Source organism: Desulfosporosinus sp. Tol-M2 (genome assembly GCF_059735615.1).
The window spans coordinates 1-20535 of sequence record NZ_JCAIJG010000146.1 but is presented as its reverse complement, the minus strand read 5'-3'; the positions used below and the strand labels follow the sequence as shown (position 1 = coordinate 20535).

Here is a 20535-nt window from a genome sequence, read left to right as displayed (position 1 = left end):
ATGGTGCATAAATTCTTGATATTTGATGGATAAATGTTCAAGGAGGAGAACATCTTGCAAAGAGATGCCCATTATTATGCTATTTTAGCATTTTGTCGAGCATGTGGTTTTCAGAAAGGCAGTGCTCAGGTTGTTGCCTATGCCTCACAGTTTGTGGATGATGCTAAAATTAATCTTATGTATTTAAACAATTCCAATGATCTTATTGAGCATGACATTATTGAAAATAAGCCGGCATTATTTAATATGGCTACCTGCCATTCTTATTTTCGTATTAATACATTTAATTACGAGGCTATGGTCAACAATACTATTGCCTTTCATTTTGTGCCAGGTTGTCAAGGTGAGAACTTTACAAAAAAGCTGCGTTGTAAGGAAGAAGCTCCAATAATTCTGGATATTTTAAACGATGTATTTCTTGAGGATAACTTGATTACCTTAGGAATCATTTTGCATGCCTATGCAGATTCCTATACTCACCAAGGGTTTAGTGGGATGTTGAGTAAAGTCAATGATATTAACAATTGTGAAGCAAAAACTAATGTAAAGTTAGGATGGTTATACAAATTCCTTGATTTCCTGGCGCAATTTAGCCGCGAAAAATACGAGAAATTATTTGATGGTATTATGCCTGCTTACGGACATGGTCAAGCTATGGAATTTCCAGATATCCCTTACTTGGTGTGGTCGTATGAATATGATGAGAGTGACGAATTCAGTGGTTCTTATCGGAAGGTCGAGAAAGATAATCAAGAAATATTTATACGAGCTTTTCAGCGCATCAGAAAACATTTGGAGAATTACCTAATTAAACATAATCAATACTTTGACAGTCAGCTAAGGTTTGACAACTTTGATATTCTTTTGGATATGCTTGTCTCGGAGGAGTTTAGGGTAAATAAAAGGGAGAAGAATTGGATAAGACTTTTAATTGAACAGGGATTATTCGATAAGGATGACCGGGAGTTAATAATTTACGACGAAAATAAATGGTTGAAAGAAGCATTTATTAATTTTGACCGAAAAGTGTTTGATAATCGGACAGTGGAAGAAGTACAATTAGCTGATAACTTTTTGAATTCCAACTGGTATCGTTATTATCTCTCGGTTAAATGGTATAAGATAAAATTTTTCGAATACTGTGCCAAATATCAATTAAGCATTCCAAACTAACGTTGAACGAGGCACATTTTTTCGGTGAAAAGAGGACAGTAAAAATACCCCCGAACACTTCGCGATGCATGCAAAGTGTTCGAGGGTTATTCAGATAGTTTATCTATACAGCATGTTTCTGAGAACAAATAATATGGCTATGAGGAATTTTAGGGCTCATCTTTGCTTGTTGTTTAAGAATCGTATGAAGGAAATTCCATTGTACGTCGAGATAGGCGTTAGTCATTTCATTTTCACTCAAGCCTTTGGATTGAAGATAGTCACGAGAGGATGTCTCGAAATCTCGAATAAATAACAGGATATCTTCACCATGAGTTGACAGCATTTTTCACCCTCCATTCGAGAACTTGGCTAAGTCTCATCCTATTTTGTAATATATACTGGCTTATCCTTATTATAGAGAATCACCGTTGAAAATTCTGTTGGAATAGGGAGCTAATCACAGAATAAAAGAAGAAAGATTGGTGAACTAACGAGATCTTTTGGTTATTCTAGAATCTTGGATAGCAGCATGCGGACATTTAAGAACATGACCTTGTGTTGCAAGCAGGAATTTTCCATCCCCCCATTCATAGTTACGACGGACATGAGACAATTAGAACGTAGATGTTTATAAAAATGCCAATACAAAAAGAAAAAGGGCTTCGGCGGAATTAATACCGAAACCCTTGCTAACTGGTCGTTGAATGGTGGAGGTAAGCGGGATCGAACCGCTGGCCTCTAAAATGCGAATCTAGCGCTCTCCCAGCTGAGCTATACCCCCAACTAGCATTTATTATAGTCTAATGATCTTAAATTGCAAGTTTCTTGCAGAGATTATTTGAGGATTTCCGCGTCCGGAAACCCTCGCATGCGCAAGGCCTAGAAGATTAAACTACTAGACTTTACTTATTTATACATTAACGCAAAATGTGTCGAAAATCAATATGTAATTTATAGGAAAAAGCACCAAATAATTATCCTAGTTTTACCATTAAAATCAACGTAATATGTGAGTGACCAAATTATGTTAAGGAAAGAAAGGTGTAGCAAGGGAGGGAAGAACTTCTTAAACACCAGGAGGAAATCGCAAGGAAAAGGCGAATAAGATAGAACAGAACCGGAACGATTAACAGTTATGTGTTTTTGACCTCGATTAGGAGGAGACAACCTTGATCCAAGCTATTCTCTTTGACCTTGAGGGAACGCTGATAAATGTCGATATGACGGAGTTCATGCGCAACTATCTTGGAATCCTGGCCCCTCGCTTTGCGCATCTTCTTCCACCTGATAAGTTTTCCAAACAACTCTTAAGATCTTTGGAAACTGCGCAAAGTGACCCCAAACCTGGGCAGACCAATATACAGACGTTTTACGACGACTTTAGTAAAGCTACGGGGCATTCCTTACTCACACTGAGGCCAATTTTTGAGGAGTTTTATGAATCCGATTTCCCCGCGTTGCAATGTCTGGTTCAGGCCATTCCTCAAGGGGTTAAAGTGGTTGAGAATGCTATTCAACAGGGGTTTTTAACCGCTGTTGCTTCGAATCTGTTGCTGCCATTAAGTGCCATGCGGGAACATGTCCGCTGGACTGGACTTACGGCAGATCATTTTACGGTCATTCCTGCCGTGGACAATTTCCATTTTTTTAAACCCCAACTCGGATTTTTTAGAGAAGTTGCTGAAATCCTTGGCGTTAAACCTGATAGTTGCTTATTAGTCAGTGGGCAGACACGGGACATAATCTGTCGAGAACTGGGGATGAAGATGTTTTTCGTAGGATCAATAGGCTTAGAGGAGCAGACTGATTACGCAGGCAATCTCGACGATCTCTTCCGTTTGATTAGTCAAGGCAATTTATAGTGAATAAATCATCTCAACGATCTGTTATATAATGAAATACGATATTTCTTTACAACATAGCGACGAAAATTCTCGACACAATAGCAAGACTCCGAGTGATCGCAGAAACCGACCTCGAGTTTACCGACTAAATGGTGGTGCAGAATATATACATTAACGTATAAGTGATTCACCCGCTCGTTTACAATTAAATAGTGGCACGCGGCGAAATAGAAAAACACTAACATGACCATACTCATGATTAACCCCCTCCCTGGCAAAAACCAAGGAAGAAACACAATACATAACCCAAGGAATAAAAGAAAAAACATCTCGATCGCTTCCTGTAGTTTAGCGATTTTCCACTCATTATAACGACCAAGAAACTCATAGAATAGCTTAGACATACGTACTGAGGGAACCGGTAGATGCTGGTTCCCTTTGGTTTTGAGTACGGGCTGACAAAGTATTCCCACCCTTATCCATCCCTTCTTGCCGGAAGATAAAGAAAACCCGGCTAAGAAATGTTAACTAAAGTTCCATTATCGCAGCTTCATCCCGATCAAGTTTTTTCATACATGCTTTTAAGCGCGTTCGCAAGACGGAATCGCTTATGGCCTCCCGCATCTGACGCAAGAGATCTATGGTTCGCCTGAAAACGCTGATGATGTCACCCTCATCGAGATTGCATAAAGCTTGTACTTCAACGAACGTTTTGCCTAGACTCCAGGCGTAGGTAATCCCCGCTACGCGTGGATCGTATCTTATTGCGTCTTCGCCGCAAATGCTTTGGATGTACTCGCAGATTTCTTTGACCGGCGCGGTATCAAAAACCCCGGTACGCTGAAACATATCATTTTTCCTTGCTTCGAAGTCGATGCTGGACAGCAAGGCATTAAGTTGATCGTCGTCAATTTGGGTGAATACGTCCGAGTAAATTAGTTCGGTAACCAGAAGTTCCTGCACATAAATACGACTGGCACAAGTACCACGGGGCAGGAGTTCATTTTCCCGTAAATAGCCTATTTGACGAAGGTGAGTTTTCTTGTATTCAAATTCGCGGAAGAAGGCATTTTCCTCCGGAAGACCCTCTAAGGCTGTTTGAAGCTCTTTACGGCGTTGTTGGATTGTTAAGTAGGCCTTGCTATGCTTCTTGCAGTTATCTTGTCGTGCTGAGGGGCAACTCTTCGGAGACAGGGCTAACAGTCTATCCCATGCCCGGATTTTTCGAGCCATTTCTCGTCCGTAAACGCGGGTTTGTTTTCGGGGCCCTAAAGCTTTATATGTTTTCTTCAGCCGCACTAATTCCTTCCATTTGGGGTGATGCTTCAAGGGACAGATATACGTGCCAACTGCTTCGCAGAGGTGATGTTGCGCCCCTTCAAGTTGTTGCTGGATCTGGGCTAATTCGGTGTGCAGATGTTTGGAGCTTAAGTGGTAACTGTAAGCGGCAAAACTTTTTTGAAAGTAAGTTTCTATTTGCTCCTGCGAAAGAGTGGCTGTGAGATTAAGAACTGTATTGTAAGTAAGTCTAAATTGGCTGGTAAGTGGTTCGAGGCGATCTAACTGGAATTTAGGGGGCGGATTTTTTTCCATATAAGTTAAGTCCACGAGAGCAAAAGAAAACCCTTTTTCATCAATTCCTCTTCGCCCTGCGCGACCGGACATTTGGAAAAATTCATGGTTCGCAAGCGGACGGAAATTGCGTCCGTCATATTTACTGAGGGAGTCAAAACAAACGGCTTTGACGGGATAATTAATTCCCACACTAAAGGTTTCAGTGCAGTAGAGTACTTTGATTAAACGTTCTAGAAAGAGTTCTTCAACCACAACTTTTTGGGAGGGGAGCAAACCTGCATGATGATAGGCAATCCCTTTAGAACACAAACGCTTGAGCTCGCGAGTAGACGCTGACCAGTTGATTTCAGGACCGAAGAGCGAAAGGAACTTATTTTCAACCATACGGCGTTCCGGAGATCTTAAATAGCTGGCAATCGAGGATAATTCCATGGCTTTTAAAGTACACTGTTTTCGGCTGAAAACGAAAAAAAGTGCAGGAAGATGCTCACGTTGTATCGCACGAATGAGATCCAGGTGGGTTGTTGGGCCAAAGGGTTTTTCATCGTGAAGACGATCTTTGAGTTTCTGGCGATAATAATGCCATAATCGATCATAATCGACAAGACCAGTGTCTTTCGTGTAGTAGAAGTATTCTATAGGGACAACCCGCTTGGATTCTTCGATGAGGGCAACATCCTCATGCCGTATGGATTTGATCCAATCCACCAAATGCTCTGCATTAGCAATTGTGGCACTTAAACCCAGGATTTTCATTTTCGGGGGTGCCAGAATAATAGACTCTTCCCATACTGTTCCGCGTTCCTCGTCATTAAGCCAGTGAATTTCATCAAAGACAATATGCGAGACCTTGTTGAGATTAGGATCTTCCGTGATGACTTGATTGCGGAAGACTTCTGTCGTCATGATAAGAAGGGGAGCGGTTGGGTTAAGGACAACATCCCCAGTCATGATACCTACCGCCTCTTCCCCAAACTGTACCTTGAAGTCCCTGTATTTTTGATTGCTTAACGCTTTAATGGGTGCCGTGTAGATCACTCTTAATTGTTCGTTCATTGCTTTTTCAATCAAGTAATCAGCTACAAGAGTCTTACCGGTACCGGTAGGAGCAGCAACAATGACTGATTTTCCAGCATCAATGGCACCCAGTGCTTCTTCTTGAAAAGAGTCGAGGATAAAATGGTGATAGGTGCGCTTAGACATGTGAGTCAGCTCGTTTCTAATTTCATTTTACTAATATTAACAAAATGGCGGATAATGGTCAATTTTGAGTAGGGAATGGTCTGAATGACCGCCGGAATCCATATGATGAAACTAGAGACAAGGGCAAAGGCTAGGAGGGGATCAGCGGTGTCTTCGTTGCGATTAGAGATTGAGCAGGTGATGGGACTCAAGTTTCCAGAGAAAAACGGAGAATCAATAGTCCGGTTTGAGGAATCAATGGAAATTCCACGTGCGGCGGAAATGTTAATGAGGGGATTATATCGCGATCCCGAACGGGTACGCCAAGGATTTAAATTATTGCATCAAGAAACCGGATCGTTGATAGATATTCTCATGCCCCGGCGTTCCCGTTTACGTGAATGGGCGGATTCCCTGCCGGATCGTCCCAGAGACGCGGAATCCTTCTTAAAAGAAACATCAGACCAACTATTAATAAGAGAACAACGTTTAATTCAGACTGAACGAGACTTAGTGGATCAACTCAAAGAGTGCGGGTTAGAGGACGTTTTCCCTATCCCGCTATCTGCTTTTGGAATTTGTACTTATCGAGATCCCAGCGTTAAACTATTTCTCAAGCCCTTGGGGAGGTTTGCAGAAATCATCCAAATAAATCCGGAGTCCTTACGACAGGCTGTGCGTATTCATTTCTTATTTTTACTCCTCTTAATTGCCGGAGCTGACTTGGATGGGCAAGTATATTCCAGGGGAGGAGAAGATGAGCTGATTCATTGGCTAACGAGTGTATATACTGCCCGATATCTAAAAGGCCAATCGACAGAACTGCTTCAGTGTTATCAGGAATGGATTAAAGCCTGGGGAGGAAAACCACCGAATCAAAACTTGATTAACGAACGAACGTGTGAAAAGATACGAGCTGCCATGGTTTTCTGGCGGCGTCAGTTGAACATAAGTTGGGAAGAATGTTGGCACATTATTAATCAACTGGAAAGTACTGAAACTCTAATGTAATATTTCTTATCAAGCGCCATTTCTGATCTCTTGGCGGATGTTTTGCATAGTATAATGAAGAGACTTAGGTCTTCTGGTCAGATAGTATAAACTGACGTTTATATACTATTCATAATTCCAAGGAGGAATTAGAGTATGGTTGACATAGCATTGACTCAAGCACGCATACAACCGACCATCAACACCCCTTTTAGGGTAGCGGCATTATTTGTAACCATAGTATTGTCCGCAATTATCCTAATAAATGCAAGCTAATTGGACAAGTGTCCAATTAAATTTGATTATTTTTTTAGTTTGTTCGTTAACATTTGCCAGAAACGATTTGTTTCATAACCAAGACGCCAAATGGCAACGCCTTTTAGACTATAACTCTTGACAAATCCGAAGCGAATCTTTGCGGATAGTTCATTTTCATACCATACTGTATGTCTGACTCGTTCTTTCCAATAATAGAAGTAAGGTTCAACAGCGGAGTCAGACCAAAGGATGCGTGCGTTGGTTTGAGCGATCAATTCGGGAATATCCCGCATGGGAAGAATTCGAGTTGGTTCGCCGGACCAATCGTAACCATAGACAGGAACTCCCAATAGTATTTTTTCGCGAGGAATGTAGCGGAGGGCATAGTCGAGCACTTTGGTCATCCAAGGTAAACTTGCTATAGGACCGGGTGAACCGCCGGAGTAGTGCTCGTCATAGGTCATCAAAGTAATTGAATCGCAGAACCGCCCAATTCCAGCAAAGTCATAACCCGGAGCTGCCCACTCTGTATGTTTCGCAGGTATAGCGATGGTTAATAATAACCCTCGTTCATGTAAGGAGGCTCTTAGGGATTCCAGAAAAGTTAGAAATGGAATTCGATAAGAGGCTTCTACGCCTTCAAAATCCAAATGTACTCCTGCTGCATCAGGAGGAAGCAAATTTATCATATGGCGTATGCAATTCTGCTGAGAAGAGGCGGAAGATAAAACAGAACGCAAAGGCAGTGGATCAAAGATTTTCCCGTTAAAATTATGAAAGAGAATAAGTGGCGCAATGCTCCGCGTAGTGATCTCTTGAAGTGCGAGTCCATTAACTTGACCTTTGAATCGACCATCAGGCTGTAGCTGAAAGGCAAAATCAGCAATAGCATCAATGTGGGAACCCTGTCGGCGAAGGGAGTTTATTGAGCGCAAGTCTCCTTGGAAATCCTCAGATATATAACCGAGTATCCATAATCGTTTGTCTATAAGGCGTCGTGCTTTGGGTGTCCAATTTGAATTCAAACAGGTCTCCTCCTCATGTTGCAATACTCCTAGGATAAGATATGAGGAGGAAGAGTAGAAATTTCTTTTTCGTAGTGGTAAAATAAGTAAACGGAGGTACTTGGATGAAGAGGGGTTTTTGATCTGCATTCGGACGGCTCCAGAAACTTATTGAAATAAATACGCCCAAAAAGGATGACTATGCAGAAAGATTAGTTTGCTTCTGAATAGTTGCTCTGCTATACTGACCGTGTGCTTGTTAAGACATGTGTATTGTCGCGACTGCGTGCATGGCAAATTGCATTTGTGGAGATAATTATGGATTTTTTGGGTAAAGATAAAGCGACTTATGTCAAAGAGACTTTTAATTCTATTGCTGGACATTATGATTTTATGAATAGCTTAATGAGTCTTGGAATGGATAAAAGATGGCGGCGTTTTGCAGTAAAACGAGTCGGTGCAAAGCCTGGTATGCATATTCTTGATGTTTGCTGCGGGACAGGGCAGCTTTCTATGGAACTGAGCAAAGTCGTCGGTGCGGAAGGAAACGTAACTGGTTTAGACTTTTCGCAAAATATGCTTGAGGTGGCTAAACATTCATTGATCCACTCCTCAAATCCGGGTCATATCCGATTCGTCCAAGGGAATGCAATGGAGCTTCCTTTTCCGGATCTAACTTTTGATGGCGTAACGGTGGGCTGGGGATTACGTAATTTGCCGGATTTGCGTCAGGGATTACGAGAGATGGTACGCACAGTTAAGCCTGGGGGTAAGGTCGTATCCCTGGATATGGCTAAACCATCTCTTCCCGTGTTTAAACAAGCTTATTGGGTATATTTTGAAAAACTCGTTCCTTTAATGGGCAAAATATGGGCTAATAAAGCCAGTGCCTATCAATATTTACATGACTCCGCCCGTGAATTTCCGGCTCAGGACGAACTGGTCCGGATCTTTACAGAGTGTGGATTAATTAACTCACATTTCGATAATTTAGCCGGCGGTGTTGTTGCCATTGTGACTGGTACGAAACCTGTAACTTAACAAGGTGTGCGCTGTTAATTCAAGGGATGAAACTTGGGGCGCATTACATGCCGATTGGTGTGTTCCGCATAACATACAGTAGCGTTGGTGAAAAATTCACAACGCTACTATAATATTTATGATAAAATTATGTAAAGTTTAATGACAAGGATGTGAGCGCTTTGAATTTACATCTGGGAGTACGGGGTCAGGCACAAACTATTGTAACTTCCCAAGCTCAGAGTCGCAAACCGGGATTGCAGTAGTGGAAGGATTTTATACGTTATCTCAAATAACGACCTGGGAACAAGTGATTGATAAATCTCGCTTTATTGCGATTGCAGTTCCGCTAACGTCACTCGTACAAATAGAAAAAGCCATGCAGGAAATCCGTGAAGATTACCCCAACGCGCGACATTATGTCTATGCCTATCGATTGCGCGAGGGATTGATTGAGAAGGCTTCTGACGATGGTGAACCGCAAGGAACCGGCGGTCGCCCGATACTCGATCTTCTGCAACATCGGAATGTCTGGAATGTTCTATTGGTTGTAGTGAGGTATTTTGGGGGAGTGCTTCTTGGGACAGGGGGACTATCCAGAGCATATGGCGGAACTGCCCGGCAAGTAATAATTGAAACTGAACTGAAAAAATTAGCTCTTTATTGTATTATTGCATTGCGTGTACCATATGAATGGTTTGAGCCACTAAAGTATCAGTTCGATCAACATAATTGGATAATTAAAAAGGAAGAATTTACTGAGGTCGTCAAACTTCTTGTTAAGGTTCCCGAACAAGAAGTCGAGTTATTCAAAAAATGGATTGATGATTTTACTCGGAAACAAGTGCATTATGAGCATCTGAGTGTTGTTTGGGATTGATTTACTGTCCGGTTAATGACTTCCCGAATCTTTTCACTGATAACCAGGATTACATGTTTTGGGGGTACACGCATGATACGCATTGGACATAACCCGAATACTAATATGTTACCGATGTTTCATTTTTTACCGAAAGAACATCCTTTACTGGAATCGATCACTGCGGAACCTACGGGACATAATGCCATGTTGTCTGATAGACGCATTGATATGGCTCCGATTAGCGCATTTTCCTATGGAGAACATTGGCAAGATTATACGATGTTGCCAAACCTTTCTGTTTCCGCCAAAGGACGGGTAGGCTCGATCCTCTTGTTCTCTAAAGTTGCTCTGAAGGATTTAGATGGCTTGACCGTTGCTCTGACAAATACATCTGCAACTTCTGTGAATCTGACAAAGATTTTGCTCCATCATTACTTCGGAGTAGTTCCACGTTACCTGACCATGCCATCTGATCTTCAAGGGATGTTGGCCAGGGCAGACGCAGCGCTTCTGATCGCGGATGCGGCCATTCAAGCAGCGCTTCTTCATCCGGATTGCCATATCTATGATCTGGGCGAAGAATGGCTTTATCATACCGGCTGCTCCATGACTTATGCTGTTTGGGCTTTCCCAAAAAGGCTGATTTTTGAGCGGGAAAGAGAATTAAAGGCGGTATATCATTTGCTTCTAAACGCTAAAGCGAAGGCATTGTGCAACATGGAGGATATTGTAAAGACTAGCCAGACCATGCTTGGGGGATCGCTGCAATATTGGAGGAATTATTTTGCCCGGTTTAGTTATGGATTAGATCAAACGATTGTCACAGGACTAAAAAAATACTTGGATTTGTGTTTTGAGCTGAAGTTGTTGTCAAGTCGTCCTTTGTTACAGTTTTGGCCGGAGGAGTAAAATATGGGATGTAAAAGATATTCCCCACCCAAAAGGGGCGGGGAATAATCGGAGGTTTTCATATAATCAGTCCCACTTTATAACCTTCATGTACAGCATCCATAATGTTGCCAGGTTTGAGGCAATCGCCTACGGCATGCAATTCCGGTACAAATTCCTTTAATTCGTCCTCCAAGCTATTTTGGGCTGTCTGACCCACGGCAATGACAATAGAACTTGCCTCGATAAATTCCTCAGTACCATTCCTTTCGATTAGTAATCCATTAGCTTTAATTTCTTTTGCCAAGGTGTTCGTTAACAGTCGGACCTTATAATCTTCCAGTTTAAACATTAAAGGCACTTTTATGCCAAAGAATACCCCTTCAGCGACACTTGGCAATGCTTCGACAACCGTAACAGAAACGCCCTTTTCGCCTAATAATTCAGCTAATTCTACTCCAACCTGTCCGCCACCGATAATAACTACTTTTCCACTTAGGGTGATGTTATTTTTCAAGATATCATTAGCCAAAAAGACATTGTTTTGGGTAATCCCCTTAATAGGCGGTAGGATACCCTTGCCTCCAATTGCCAAGACCACTGCGTCCGGATTAAACTCTTTAATCAGCTCTTTGTTGGCCTCTTTACCCAGTTCGACGTCAATTTTCAATTGGCTGACAGTGTGCCGAAAATAATTTGTTATTTTTTTAAGTTCAGCTTTGCGTGGAGGAAGTTCAGCAAGTAAGACTGTTCCGCCCAGTTGCTGTGCTTTTTCCCAAATTGTAACTTTATGCCCTCTGCGTGCTGCGATAATAGCTGTTTCTAATCCCCCGGGTCCTCCGCCGATTACCAGGACTTTCTTTGCCCGTTCCGCAGGGACGGGCTGCATGGAGTGATCTCCCTCTCTTCCCGTGACAGGGTTCATGATACAGGTAATGGGTAAGTCACGCGTGAGATAGCCCAGACAACCTTGACAACAGGATACACACGGACGGATATCACGATTTTTTCCTGCGCTGACCTTATTTACCCAATCGGGATCGGTAATCAACGGGCGACCGATGGTGATCATATCCGCCCGATTTTCCAGGAGAACATTTTCGGCAAACTCAGGTGTACGAATCATGTTCCCTGCCATAACGGGTATAGTTGTGCCGATTTTAATATTTTCAGCGAGGTGAACTATGCAACCTTCCGGAGTACCGATCGGAGCCTCGGCAGATATAAAATCCCGTTCAGTCAGCACAGCGCCAAAGCCTGTAGATACGCTGATGGCTTCGATGCCGGCTGATTGTAAACGTCGTGCTATTTCACGTATTTCCAGTAATGTATTGCCGCCTACCGGTTCCTCGCCATTCATCCTGCATATCAAGGGGACATTGCCCATTTCCTTTTTCATCCTTTGGATAATTTCCAAGGTGAATCTTAACCTGTTTTCCAGGCTTCCCCCATATTTGTCGGTACGTTTATTAGCCCAGGGTGATAGAAACTCACCGCAAAGATACATATGTGCACAATGCAAACCGACAATTTCGAATCCAGCCTCTATAGCCCTTCGTGCAGCTTGACCGAACTTTTCTACAATATCCTCAATTTCTTCAATCCGCAGTTCTCGAGGCACAACATATCCGGGAAAAGGATGCCCAATAATCGAGGGCCCTACAGGGATTATCCCTCGTGTAACCTCCATACAGCCATTCTCAGGCGATACACGACCCGCCCTCCTGCCTGCATGAGAAATTTGGATTGCCGCACGGGCACCATGCTTTTTAATGACAGTACTCAATTTCGTGAGCATAGGAATGTATTTATCGTCATCAATGCTGACGGGGTTTTTTGTGTTGTTGCCAATGGGAAAATCAACGATCCCATCCTCAACGCAAATCATGCCTACTCCTCCACGGGCACGGGCCTCGTAGTAATCAAGCATTTGTTGTGTTACATAACCATCCTTGGCATAATTGTTCGTTATCGATGGCATTACTACCCTATTTCGAACTTCCAGATTTCCGATTTTGATTGGTGTAAGTAATTTCATTTTGAAATGCTCCTCTTCTGCTGTATTTGGATTTAGCACTGGAAATAGCTACAAACCCAATAATACCAGTACTTTGGAGATTTTCTTCGACTAGTATTATACCAGATTTGGCAAGTAATAAAATACCGTTTTCTCTCGAATCGAAAAGTATTATCCAGATTTCGTTTTCACACCATTATACCATGTTTGGCAGGGTTTTTGTTTAATACTTCATTTTCTCTAACTTATAGGGGTGTTATTCCGTGCCGGACAAACGGTGGGGTAAGCAATTATAACAAAAGTGGTGCTTTACCATTAAAGATGTTACAATAGGCAAAGGAGAAGATAGTTGCTAAGCCCGCCTATAATGCACGTTTTGGCGTCTATCGGTAAAGATGTTAGGGAAGGGGCATGGCACGATATGGGATGCTGGGTGTACCTTGCCAGATGTGGCAACAATACACTTTATACGGGTGCAACGACGGACCTCTTAAGGAGGGTGCGAGAACATAACAGCAGGTCTTCAAAAGGGAACGGGGCAAAGTATACAGCCTCGCATCTTCCAGTTTCTTTGGCACAAGCATGGGAGGTAGGCACTTGGAGTGATGCCCTTAGGTTAGAACATGCAATAAAAAGATGCCTGCGACCGGAAAAGGAACAATTGATTAAGAAACCGAAACTGATTTATCGACTTGCCGAGCGACGTAATTTGACCTTCTTCATAACAGAGACTTCTCAGAATTTACTGAAACAGGCGGATTATCATCCGTGACACAACGAATAGATTGTAAATAATTATGCAAGTTTAAGAGCATGGAGGAAAACGAATTGTACGAAAGCACACGGGGTAATCTTTCCGGACAGAGTGCATCGCAGGCGATTACATTAGGCATGGTACCAAGCGGGGGGCTCTTTGTTCCTTCAACCTTTCCCGCCTTGAATTGGCAGGACCTGCAGGGGTTAACGTATCGTGACGTCGCCCAACATGTCATGTCCCCATATTTACCTGAGTTCTCACAGGACGTCCTCTCCGATATTGTAAACGTCTATGCAGATGGAACATTTGACGGGCTTAATCCCGCACCTCTGATTTCTGTAGGAAATTTTGGAGTACTGGAGCTTTGGCACGGGCCTACGGCAGCGTTTAAAGATATGGCATTGCAAGTGTTACCAGAATTATTGAAAGTCAGCCTTGATTGTTTGGCTCTGGATACAGACGTCTTAATTCTCGTGGCAACATCCGGGGATACAGGAAAGGCTGCGTTGGAAGGGTTTAAGAATAGAGAAGGTACGCATATTGTTGTCTTTTACCCGGAGGGTGGCGTCAGCGCCGTTCAAGAACGTCAGATGACAACTACTGAAGGGATGAATACCCACATAATTGCCGTTAAGGGAAACTTTGACCAATGTCAAGCCGCAGTAAAACGTATTTTTGCAATGGACACTTTGAAGGCGCAGTTACAAGAAAAACATTTGATCTTTTCCTCGGCCAATTCCATCAATTTAGGAAGGCTTATACCTCAAATCGTTTATTATTATTGGGCCTACTTGCAAGCGGTGGAGCAGGGGAAAGTTTCTCCCGGAAGCAATATGAATGTGGCGGTTCCTACCGGGAATTTCGGTAATTTACTGGCAGCGTATTATGCTAAACGCATGGGGCTTCCTATTGACCAAATTATATGTGCTTCGAATAAAAATAATGTTTTGGCAGATTTTTTTGCAACCGGGGTATATCAAAGTCGGCGAGCGTTTTTTAAAACAAGCTCACCATCTATGGATATTTTGGTATCGAGTAATTTTGAGCGTTTTCTATATGAGATGAGTGAGCGAGATGTGCAAAAGATTCGGACTTGGTATGATTCGAGTAACCAGGGGACGTTTACAGTCGATCCAGTCACTTTAAAACTTTGTCAAGAAACAGTCTTTGCCGGGTGGGCGAATGAAGAGGAAACTCAAGAGACAATATCCCGAAGTTATAAAGCCTATCAGTATGTTTTTGACCCTCACACGGCAGTTGCCATGACAGTCTATGAAAACTATCTTGCCGCGACAAACGATCAAACTTTCACTGTTATCGCCTCAACGGCAAGTCCCTTTAAATTCTCTTCGGATGTTTTAAAAGCTTTAGAAGGGGAGGAACAGGCGAGTTTGAGGGATGAATGGGTTGCCCTTGAGGATCTAAGTAAATTGACTGGGTGGAAAATACCGTTGGGGTTACAAGGGTTAGATGAAAAACCCGCTAAAACGGTTGAGGTGTGTGTACCGGAAGGGATTACCGGGGTGCTGCAAAGAATGTTTACGTGAGGTGAGGAAGTATCTTAGCACGTTCTGAGGGAAGTGTATTAGCATCCTACGGCGATAAGTGTTCGTCATGGGCCAGCGCCTTCGGCGATAGTCTCCACCGGAGACTATCGTGATCGACACGTTCCATCGCTATTCGCTTGACGCTAAAGCTAAAACGCAAACCTCTGGGCTTTCTGCATGTAAACCATATATTCAATTTTAACATGATTTTTACATCCGTCAAAACTCAGATATCTTGGTACTTCGTGGAATAAACAGTTACGGAGTGGTGGACAAACCTGTCACGTTGAAGGTATAAATTAAGGAGAGAGGATTTATCCTCTCTCCTTAATTTATTGTTCAGCTGAAAGCGCTTTGGGATAGGAACCCAACAGTTTCACAGAGATGTTAGCTTCTTTAAGGGCCCATAAAACATCTTGAATGGGAGGAGCGAAGACATAACCGTCCACATCCACAAAGAAAATGTATTCGCCCAGTTTTCTTTTCGAGGGACGTGATTCAATCCGGCTTAAATTGATCTGGCGTTTGCTAAATTCGCCCAGAATACGGTATAGAGAACCCGGTGTATTTTCTGCGACAATTAGAAAAGATGTTTTATTTTCGCCATCCGACATATCCGCAAGGGCATGGCCGACAAGTACAAAACGTGTGGCATTCAGAACGATATCTTGAATACCTTCTTGAAGAATATGAAGATTATAGATGCAAGCGGCCCGACGGGGGCCGATAGCGGCGCAGTTTCCTTGGCTGGAGGATATCTTACGGGCAGCCTCAGAGTTGCTCAGACAAGGTATTTGTTGAGCATGAGGGAGGTGTTTTTCGAGGAAATCCCGGCATTGCCCCAGGGACTGCTCGTGAGAATAAACTTTTTCTATCTGTTGAAGCGGCATGGGTTGAAGCGTCAAAAGACATTGCTCGATCGGATAGATGAATTCATGGGTGATAAATAGATGTTCAGTTTGTCCAAGTGTATCCATAGTCGCGCCAACTTGTCCTTCTGTGGAATTTTCCAAAGGGACAAAGGCCCAGTTTATTTCGTTATTTTCACAGGCCAATAGTAAGCGTGGTATTGTTGGGAATGAAATAAGCTCAGGCAGTGTTTCGCTAAATTCAGAATGAGCGGCTATAAATAAATGGATTGCCTCTTCGGTAAAACTCCCTTTTGGTCCAAAATAGCCTATCTTATTCATACTTCAATCTCCTTCTTTGAAACGGAAAAGGTCTGCCCCATCCGCTTAAAGAGACGATTCAGAACCTTGTTGCACACCCTTATGGTATTCATCTTCATTGTTCGATGTTATTTTTACTATCATAATACAGATAGATATTTATGACAAGTGTGTTAAAGTTGGGTGATGTTAACACACTTGCGAAGGAGGCTAAAATCGAGTAAAATGGAAAATGGAAGGCTGGGGAACCTTCCGGGGGGATTAGTGGATCAAGCGGAAGAAACAGGCAGTGGAACGTACGCTGCCTGTTTCGCTTTTGGAAAACAAAGTTCCTGGGAAATGGTAATTTGCGTTTCGTCTGTATATAATAAGTGAAACTATATTTCTGGAGGGAAAATTATGGAACAACGAAGCCTGAAGTCTAGAACAGAAATGCCGGAGGCGACCAAGTGGCATTTGGAGGACATTTTTTCCGATAATGATCAATGGGAGAAAGAGTTCGCCCACGTTGAAAAACTTTTAGACGAAGGGAAAAAATTTGAGGGGCATTTAGCAGATGCTCCGGCAACTTTAATCACGTGTTTTGAGTGGCTGGATGATTTGAGTTTACAAATTGAAGAAGTATATGCTTATGCTCGAATGCGACGGGATGAGGATAACCGCAATGCCTACTATCAAGCCTTGACAGATCGTGCAGGCACCCTGGCTGTGAAGGTGAGCAGCGCAGTGTCCTTTGTGGTCCCGGAATTGTTAGCTCTGCCTGAAGGGCGGTTGGAGGAATTCCGCGCAACGTCCGAAAAAATGGAACTATATAACCGCGCGCTAGAAGAAATCCTGCGTAAAAAAGGGCATATTCTCAGTTCAGTCGAGGAAAGATTATTAGCAGAAGCCGGAGAATTGGCGGAGGCCCCTGGGGCAATTTTTTCTATGGCCAATAACGCAGACTTGAAATTTCCGAATATTGTTGATGAAACGGACCAATCAATCGAACTGACCAAGGGAAATTTTATTAAGTTCATGGAAAGCCATGAACAGGGTGTACGAAAAGCGGCCTTTGAGACGCTTTATCATACGTATGAGAAGCAAAAGAATACGTGGGCGGCAACCTTGAATGCCAGTATAAAATCCGACGTTTTTTTCGCCAAAGCCCGGAACTATCCTTCGGCGATTGAGGCTTCCTTAGATGATGATCGTGTTCCCTTAAAGGTGTATGATTCCCTAATCGATACGGTTCACGAATTTCTGCCCCAGATGCATCGCTATGTCCGACTGCGTAAAAAAGCTTTGAAACTTGATGAGTTGCATATGTTTGATATCTATGTTCCAATTGTTCCCGAAACGACAATGGTGATAACTTATGAAGAAGCCAAAGACATGATAATTGAGGGACTGAAGCCGTTAGGACAAGACTACCTTCAAATTCTTGAAGGAGGATTCCGGAAAAAATGGATTGATGTATATGAAAATGAAGGAAAGACCAGCGGCGCTTATTCCTGGGGAACTTATCGCTCCCATCCCTATGTCTTACTCAATCATCAAGACACGCTGGATTCTATGTTTACCCTTGCCCATGAAATGGGACATTCCTTGCATACCTTTTTTTCCAATCGTGAACAACCCCATCTCTATGCGGGCTATAAAATTTTTGTGGCGGAAGTTGCTTCTACTTTAAATGAAGCGTTGGTTATGGAGCATCTCTTAGAAACTACAAAAGACCCTAAAACCCTCGCTTATTTGATTAATCATTATCTGGAGCAGTTCCGAGGTACTGTTTTCCGGCAAACCATGTTTGCTGAATTTGAGAAGAAGATTCACTCGGTTATCGAAGTAGGTGGCGCTTTAACTGCCGACGCCCTATCTGAAATTTATCGTAATCTAAATGCCGTCTATTATGGCTCAGAGGTGATCCTGGATCCGGAAATTGCTTTAGAATGGGCGCGTATTCCACATTTTTACAATGCGTTTTATGTTTATAAATATGCAACCGGATTCTCTGCGGCGATGGCCTTTGCTCGGGCAATTTTAGATGAAGGGGAGCCGGCTGTGGCGAGATATTTGGCATTCTTAAGCGGTGGTAATTCGGATTATCCGATTGAATTGTTACGTAAAGCCGGTGTTGATATGGAGACTCCTATTCCTGTACGAAATGCCCTCCAGGTCTTTACGGGACTTGTAGAACGTTTGGAGACATTACTGGCGTAAGCTAGGGTTTGACTAAGGCTTGGAAACGAGGATCTTTACGGACGGATGCAAAATCCTTTTCGTCACGGGCAACTTCCTTGACATCAGGGTCAAGGTTGATCGCCGGTTGAAGATATTCCAGGACTTTGTCAACATTCCCAAGACGTCCGTATATGCTTGCGATGCCGTAATAACTCCATGTATCACGATCATCGAGTTGTAAAGCCTTTTGATATGCGGCAATGGCCGGGTCCCAGCGTCCGGCCAGTTCATTGGCTAAGCCTTGGTTGAAATGGCCATAGACAAACGTAGGATTCAGACCAAGGGCTTGCTGTATTAGGGCAAGTCCTTGGTCGTAGTATCCCTGAAAGGCTAAGGTCGCTCCCTTGGCGTTTAGTGCTTCATAACAATGAGCGTCAATTGCCAACGCTTGATTGAAGAGGGCAAGTGCCTCTGGAAATTGGCGTTGATAATAGAGTTTGAGCCCTTGGTTATACAAAGCCAGTACTCTTGAATCAGAGACATGGAGTAGGGGAACACTGTTGGATTCGCCAGAGACAGCCGATGGCTCAACGGGTGATGGAGAAGAAGTCATTGGAATGTTGGTTGGCGTTGCTTTGTACTTTGGAAAGTAATAAAAAACGATTATCAAAGTGATAATCAGGGGGATACCTGCCAATAAAATGTGCGATAATCTTAAATGTTTCAACATAAACCCTCCTTTGCGCTGTCCATGGATGGACGAGTGTCCCTGCAGCCTATTATAGCATTTCATAAATGAATTCATAAGACTAAAGCCTATTTTAACCCCTTTACATTTTGGAAGAGTTTTGGCGAAAGTTGCCTGCCGAACGACTCAAACTATTGCTTTCCGGACAAGCTAATTTTGGAGCTTATTCAGAAAGGATGAATTCAAGAATGCGTTGGCTATGGCGTTTATTAGCTTTTTTAGTCCTCCTGGCGTGCTTACGTACCTTTGTCGTTCCACAACCGAAGGCTTTCATTGCCTGGCCGGAAGAAAACAACTGGGCACTAAAAATACGGGGGGAAATTAAACAATTGCAGGAACTTACGCAAGATCTCCCTGCCAGTATTGAAGTAGAAGTGCGTCGTCTTTGGAACGATTTTCAATCCAGTGGGGAGGGAAAAGAAGTTTGAGCATAGGCTTTAAAGGCAATGTATTTTCTTAAGTTATGATTGCGAAAAGCGAAAAGTGTGGTATATTATAAATATAATTGAAGCTTTATTAAGGTACAAACGAAGGTTAAAGGAGTGAAGAATTATGGTCAATATCACAGAGATTGCTGCAAAAAAAGTTAAAGAAGTACTTAAGGTTAATAATAAAGAAAATGCGTTTCTTCGCCTCTATCTTGCAGGCATTGGCTGAAGCGGCCCGAGTTTCGGTATGACTCTGGAAGAGTCAAAGACAGATGACGATATTCTTGATCAAGAGTATGGCGTATCAATGATTGCTGACAAAAAACTTACCGCTCAATTAGAGGGAGCGATTATTGACTATGTTGACTCCGTAAACGGCGGAGGATTTGAAATACGTACGGCGAATTCCGGCGGTGGCTGTGGTGATAGCTGCAGTGGATGCTAAGACGGTAGATCAGTAAAAAGAGAGCTCGTGGAGCTCTCTTCATTCGTCTATAAAGGGAGGAAAAATGATGGCATTACCACGGGAAGAGTCTAACCGGGCGATTATTACCGTCTTGGGTCATGATCAAATCGGTATTATCGCTTGGGTCTCCGGGCGACTTGCCGAAAATAGTGTAAATATATTGGATATCAGCCAAACGATCCTCAATGATTTTTTTACAATGATTATGGTCGTTGATTTAAATCCGGCAAATATAGAGTTGATCGCCCTGTCAAGTATGCTGGAAGCTGAGGGGAGGAACAAAGGACTACAGGTGAAGGTCCAACACGAAGATATTTTTGCTTTTATGCACCGTATTTAGGCATATGAGGAAAATAACAAGTCAAAGATGCCGTGGATATTTTGCGTCAGACAAGGAGGTATGTTTACCTCATAGCGGGGCTATTAGGTGAACATGCTGACGCAGTATGACACAAAATAGAC

The 20535-nt window shown here is 42.9% G+C and carries 18 protein-coding genes and 1 tRNA gene; 12 read left to right on the top strand and 7 right to left on the bottom strand.

Going from position 1 to position 20535, the window contains the following annotated elements; translation table 11 throughout:
* Positions 1-54: 54 nt before the first annotated feature.
* Positions 55-1173 (top strand): DUF6765 family protein, encoded by a 1119-nt coding sequence (locus AC6I5A_RS11405; RefSeq protein ID WP_034615907.1) that lies wholly within the window; start codon positions 55-57, stop codon positions 1171-1173.
* A gap of 103 nt (positions 1174-1276) precedes the next feature.
* Here the strand turns inward: AC6I5A_RS11405 and AC6I5A_RS11400 are convergent, their stop codons facing one another.
* Positions 1277-1498: a hypothetical protein gene (locus AC6I5A_RS11400; protein WP_034615905.1), complete on the bottom strand. Its 222-nt coding sequence runs from the start codon at positions 1496-1498 to the stop codon at positions 1277-1279.
* Positions 1499-1860: 362 nt separating this feature from the next.
* A tRNA-Ala gene (locus AC6I5A_RS11395) sits at positions 1861-1936 on the bottom strand.
* Positions 1937-2324: 388 nt separating this feature from the next.
* Between AC6I5A_RS11395 and AC6I5A_RS11390 the strand changes: the two genes are divergently transcribed.
* A complete protein-coding gene (locus tag AC6I5A_RS11390; RefSeq protein WP_034615902.1) occupies positions 2325-3017 on the top strand; it encodes an HAD family hydrolase in 693 nt (230 codons plus the stop codon).
* A gap of 510 nt (positions 3018-3527) precedes the next feature.
* Here AC6I5A_RS11390 and AC6I5A_RS11385 read toward each other — a convergent pair.
* Complete coding sequence (locus tag AC6I5A_RS11385) at positions 3528-5777, bottom strand: DEAD/DEAH box helicase (RefSeq protein ID WP_034615897.1); 2250 nt, start codon at positions 5775-5777, stop codon at positions 3528-3530.
* Positions 5778-5924: 147 nt separating this feature from the next.
* On the opposite strand from AC6I5A_RS11385, the gene AC6I5A_RS11380 reads away from it, so the two are divergent.
* Positions 5925-6767, top strand: coding sequence for a hypothetical protein (locus AC6I5A_RS11380; protein ID WP_497900690.1), 843 nt, complete (start codon positions 5925-5927; stop codon positions 6765-6767).
* 281 nt (positions 6768-7048) lie between these two features.
* Here the strand turns inward: AC6I5A_RS11380 and AC6I5A_RS11375 are convergent, their stop codons facing one another.
* A complete protein-coding gene (locus tag AC6I5A_RS11375) occupies positions 7049-8029 on the bottom strand; it encodes a glycosyl hydrolase family 18 protein (protein WP_034615895.1) in 981 nt (326 codons plus the stop codon).
* Between the two features lie 297 nt (positions 8030-8326).
* Here AC6I5A_RS11375 and AC6I5A_RS11370 point away from each other — a divergent pair, with 297 nt between their 5' ends.
* The 3 genes from AC6I5A_RS11370 to AC6I5A_RS11360 all read left to right on the top strand — a co-directional run bounded on the left by AC6I5A_RS11370 (position 8327) and on the right by AC6I5A_RS11360 (position 10799).
* The gene (locus AC6I5A_RS11370) at positions 8327-9049 is read left to right on the top strand and encodes a demethylmenaquinone methyltransferase (protein ID WP_052168045.1); all 723 of its coding nucleotides are present in this window, start codon (positions 8327-8329) and stop codon (positions 9047-9049) included.
* Positions 9050-9293: 244 nt separating this feature from the next.
* Complete coding sequence (locus AC6I5A_RS11365) at positions 9294-9908, top strand: IMPACT family protein (protein WP_034615893.1); 615 nt, start codon at positions 9294-9296, stop codon at positions 9906-9908.
* Positions 9909-9980: 72 nt separating this feature from the next.
* Positions 9981-10799 carry a menaquinone biosynthetic enzyme MqnA/MqnD family protein gene (locus tag AC6I5A_RS11360; protein ID WP_034615890.1) on the top strand — a complete coding sequence of 273 codons (819 nt, stop codon included), beginning with the start codon at positions 9981-9983 and terminating at the stop codon, positions 10797-10799.
* 58 nt (positions 10800-10857) lie between these two features.
* Here the strand turns inward: AC6I5A_RS11360 and AC6I5A_RS11355 are convergent, their stop codons facing one another.
* The gene (locus AC6I5A_RS11355; protein WP_034615888.1) at positions 10858-12816 is read right to left on the bottom strand and encodes an oxidoreductase; all 1959 of its coding nucleotides are present in this window, start codon (positions 12814-12816) and stop codon (positions 10858-10860) included.
* A 328-nt stretch (positions 12817-13144) separates the two neighbouring features.
* Between AC6I5A_RS11355 and AC6I5A_RS11350 the strand changes: the two genes are divergently transcribed.
* Together AC6I5A_RS11350 and thrC are read left to right on the top strand one after the other, a co-directional pair.
* Positions 13145-13567, top strand: coding sequence for a GIY-YIG nuclease family protein (locus AC6I5A_RS11350; RefSeq protein ID WP_497900689.1), 423 nt, complete (start codon positions 13145-13147; stop codon positions 13565-13567).
* Positions 13568-13623: 56 nt separating this feature from the next.
* Positions 13624-15099 carry a threonine synthase gene (thrC, locus tag AC6I5A_RS11345; RefSeq protein WP_034615885.1) on the top strand — a complete coding sequence of 492 codons (1476 nt, stop codon included), beginning with the start codon at positions 13624-13626 and terminating at the stop codon, positions 15097-15099.
* 332 nt (positions 15100-15431) lie between these two features.
* Here thrC and pheA read toward each other — a convergent pair whose 3' ends face one another.
* The gene (gene pheA, locus AC6I5A_RS11340; RefSeq protein WP_034615882.1) at positions 15432-16289 is read right to left on the bottom strand and encodes a prephenate dehydratase; all 858 of its coding nucleotides are present in this window, start codon (positions 16287-16289) and stop codon (positions 15432-15434) included.
* A 378-nt stretch (positions 16290-16667) separates the two neighbouring features.
* Here pheA and pepF point away from each other — a divergent pair, with 378 nt between their 5' ends.
* Positions 16668-18470 (top strand): oligoendopeptidase F, encoded by a 1803-nt coding sequence (gene pepF, locus AC6I5A_RS11335; protein ID WP_034615879.1) that lies wholly within the window; start codon positions 16668-16670, stop codon positions 18468-18470.
* A 1-nt stretch (position 18471) separates the two neighbouring features.
* Here pepF and AC6I5A_RS11330 read toward each other — a convergent pair whose 3' ends face one another.
* Complete coding sequence (locus AC6I5A_RS11330; RefSeq protein WP_497900688.1) at positions 18472-19161, bottom strand: tetratricopeptide repeat protein; 690 nt, start codon at positions 19159-19161, stop codon at positions 18472-18474.
* Between the two features lie 206 nt (positions 19162-19367).
* On the opposite strand from AC6I5A_RS11330, the gene AC6I5A_RS11325 reads away from it, so the two are divergent.
* The 3 genes from AC6I5A_RS11325 (at position 19368) to AC6I5A_RS11315 (ending at position 20413) form a co-directional block, all read left to right on the top strand.
* Positions 19368-19607: a hypothetical protein gene (locus AC6I5A_RS11325; RefSeq protein ID WP_034615941.1), complete on the top strand. Its 240-nt coding sequence runs from the start codon at positions 19368-19370 to the stop codon at positions 19605-19607.
* A gap of 124 nt (positions 19608-19731) precedes the next feature.
* Positions 19732-20052, top strand: a complete 321-nt coding sequence (locus AC6I5A_RS11320) for a HesB/IscA family protein (RefSeq protein WP_497900687.1) — start codon at positions 19732-19734, stop codon at positions 20050-20052.
* A 67-nt stretch (positions 20053-20119) separates the two neighbouring features.
* Entirely contained in the window at positions 20120-20413 is a 294-nt protein-coding gene (locus AC6I5A_RS11315; RefSeq protein WP_034615876.1) for an ACT domain-containing protein, read from the top strand.
* Positions 20414-20535 lie beyond the last annotated feature (122 nt).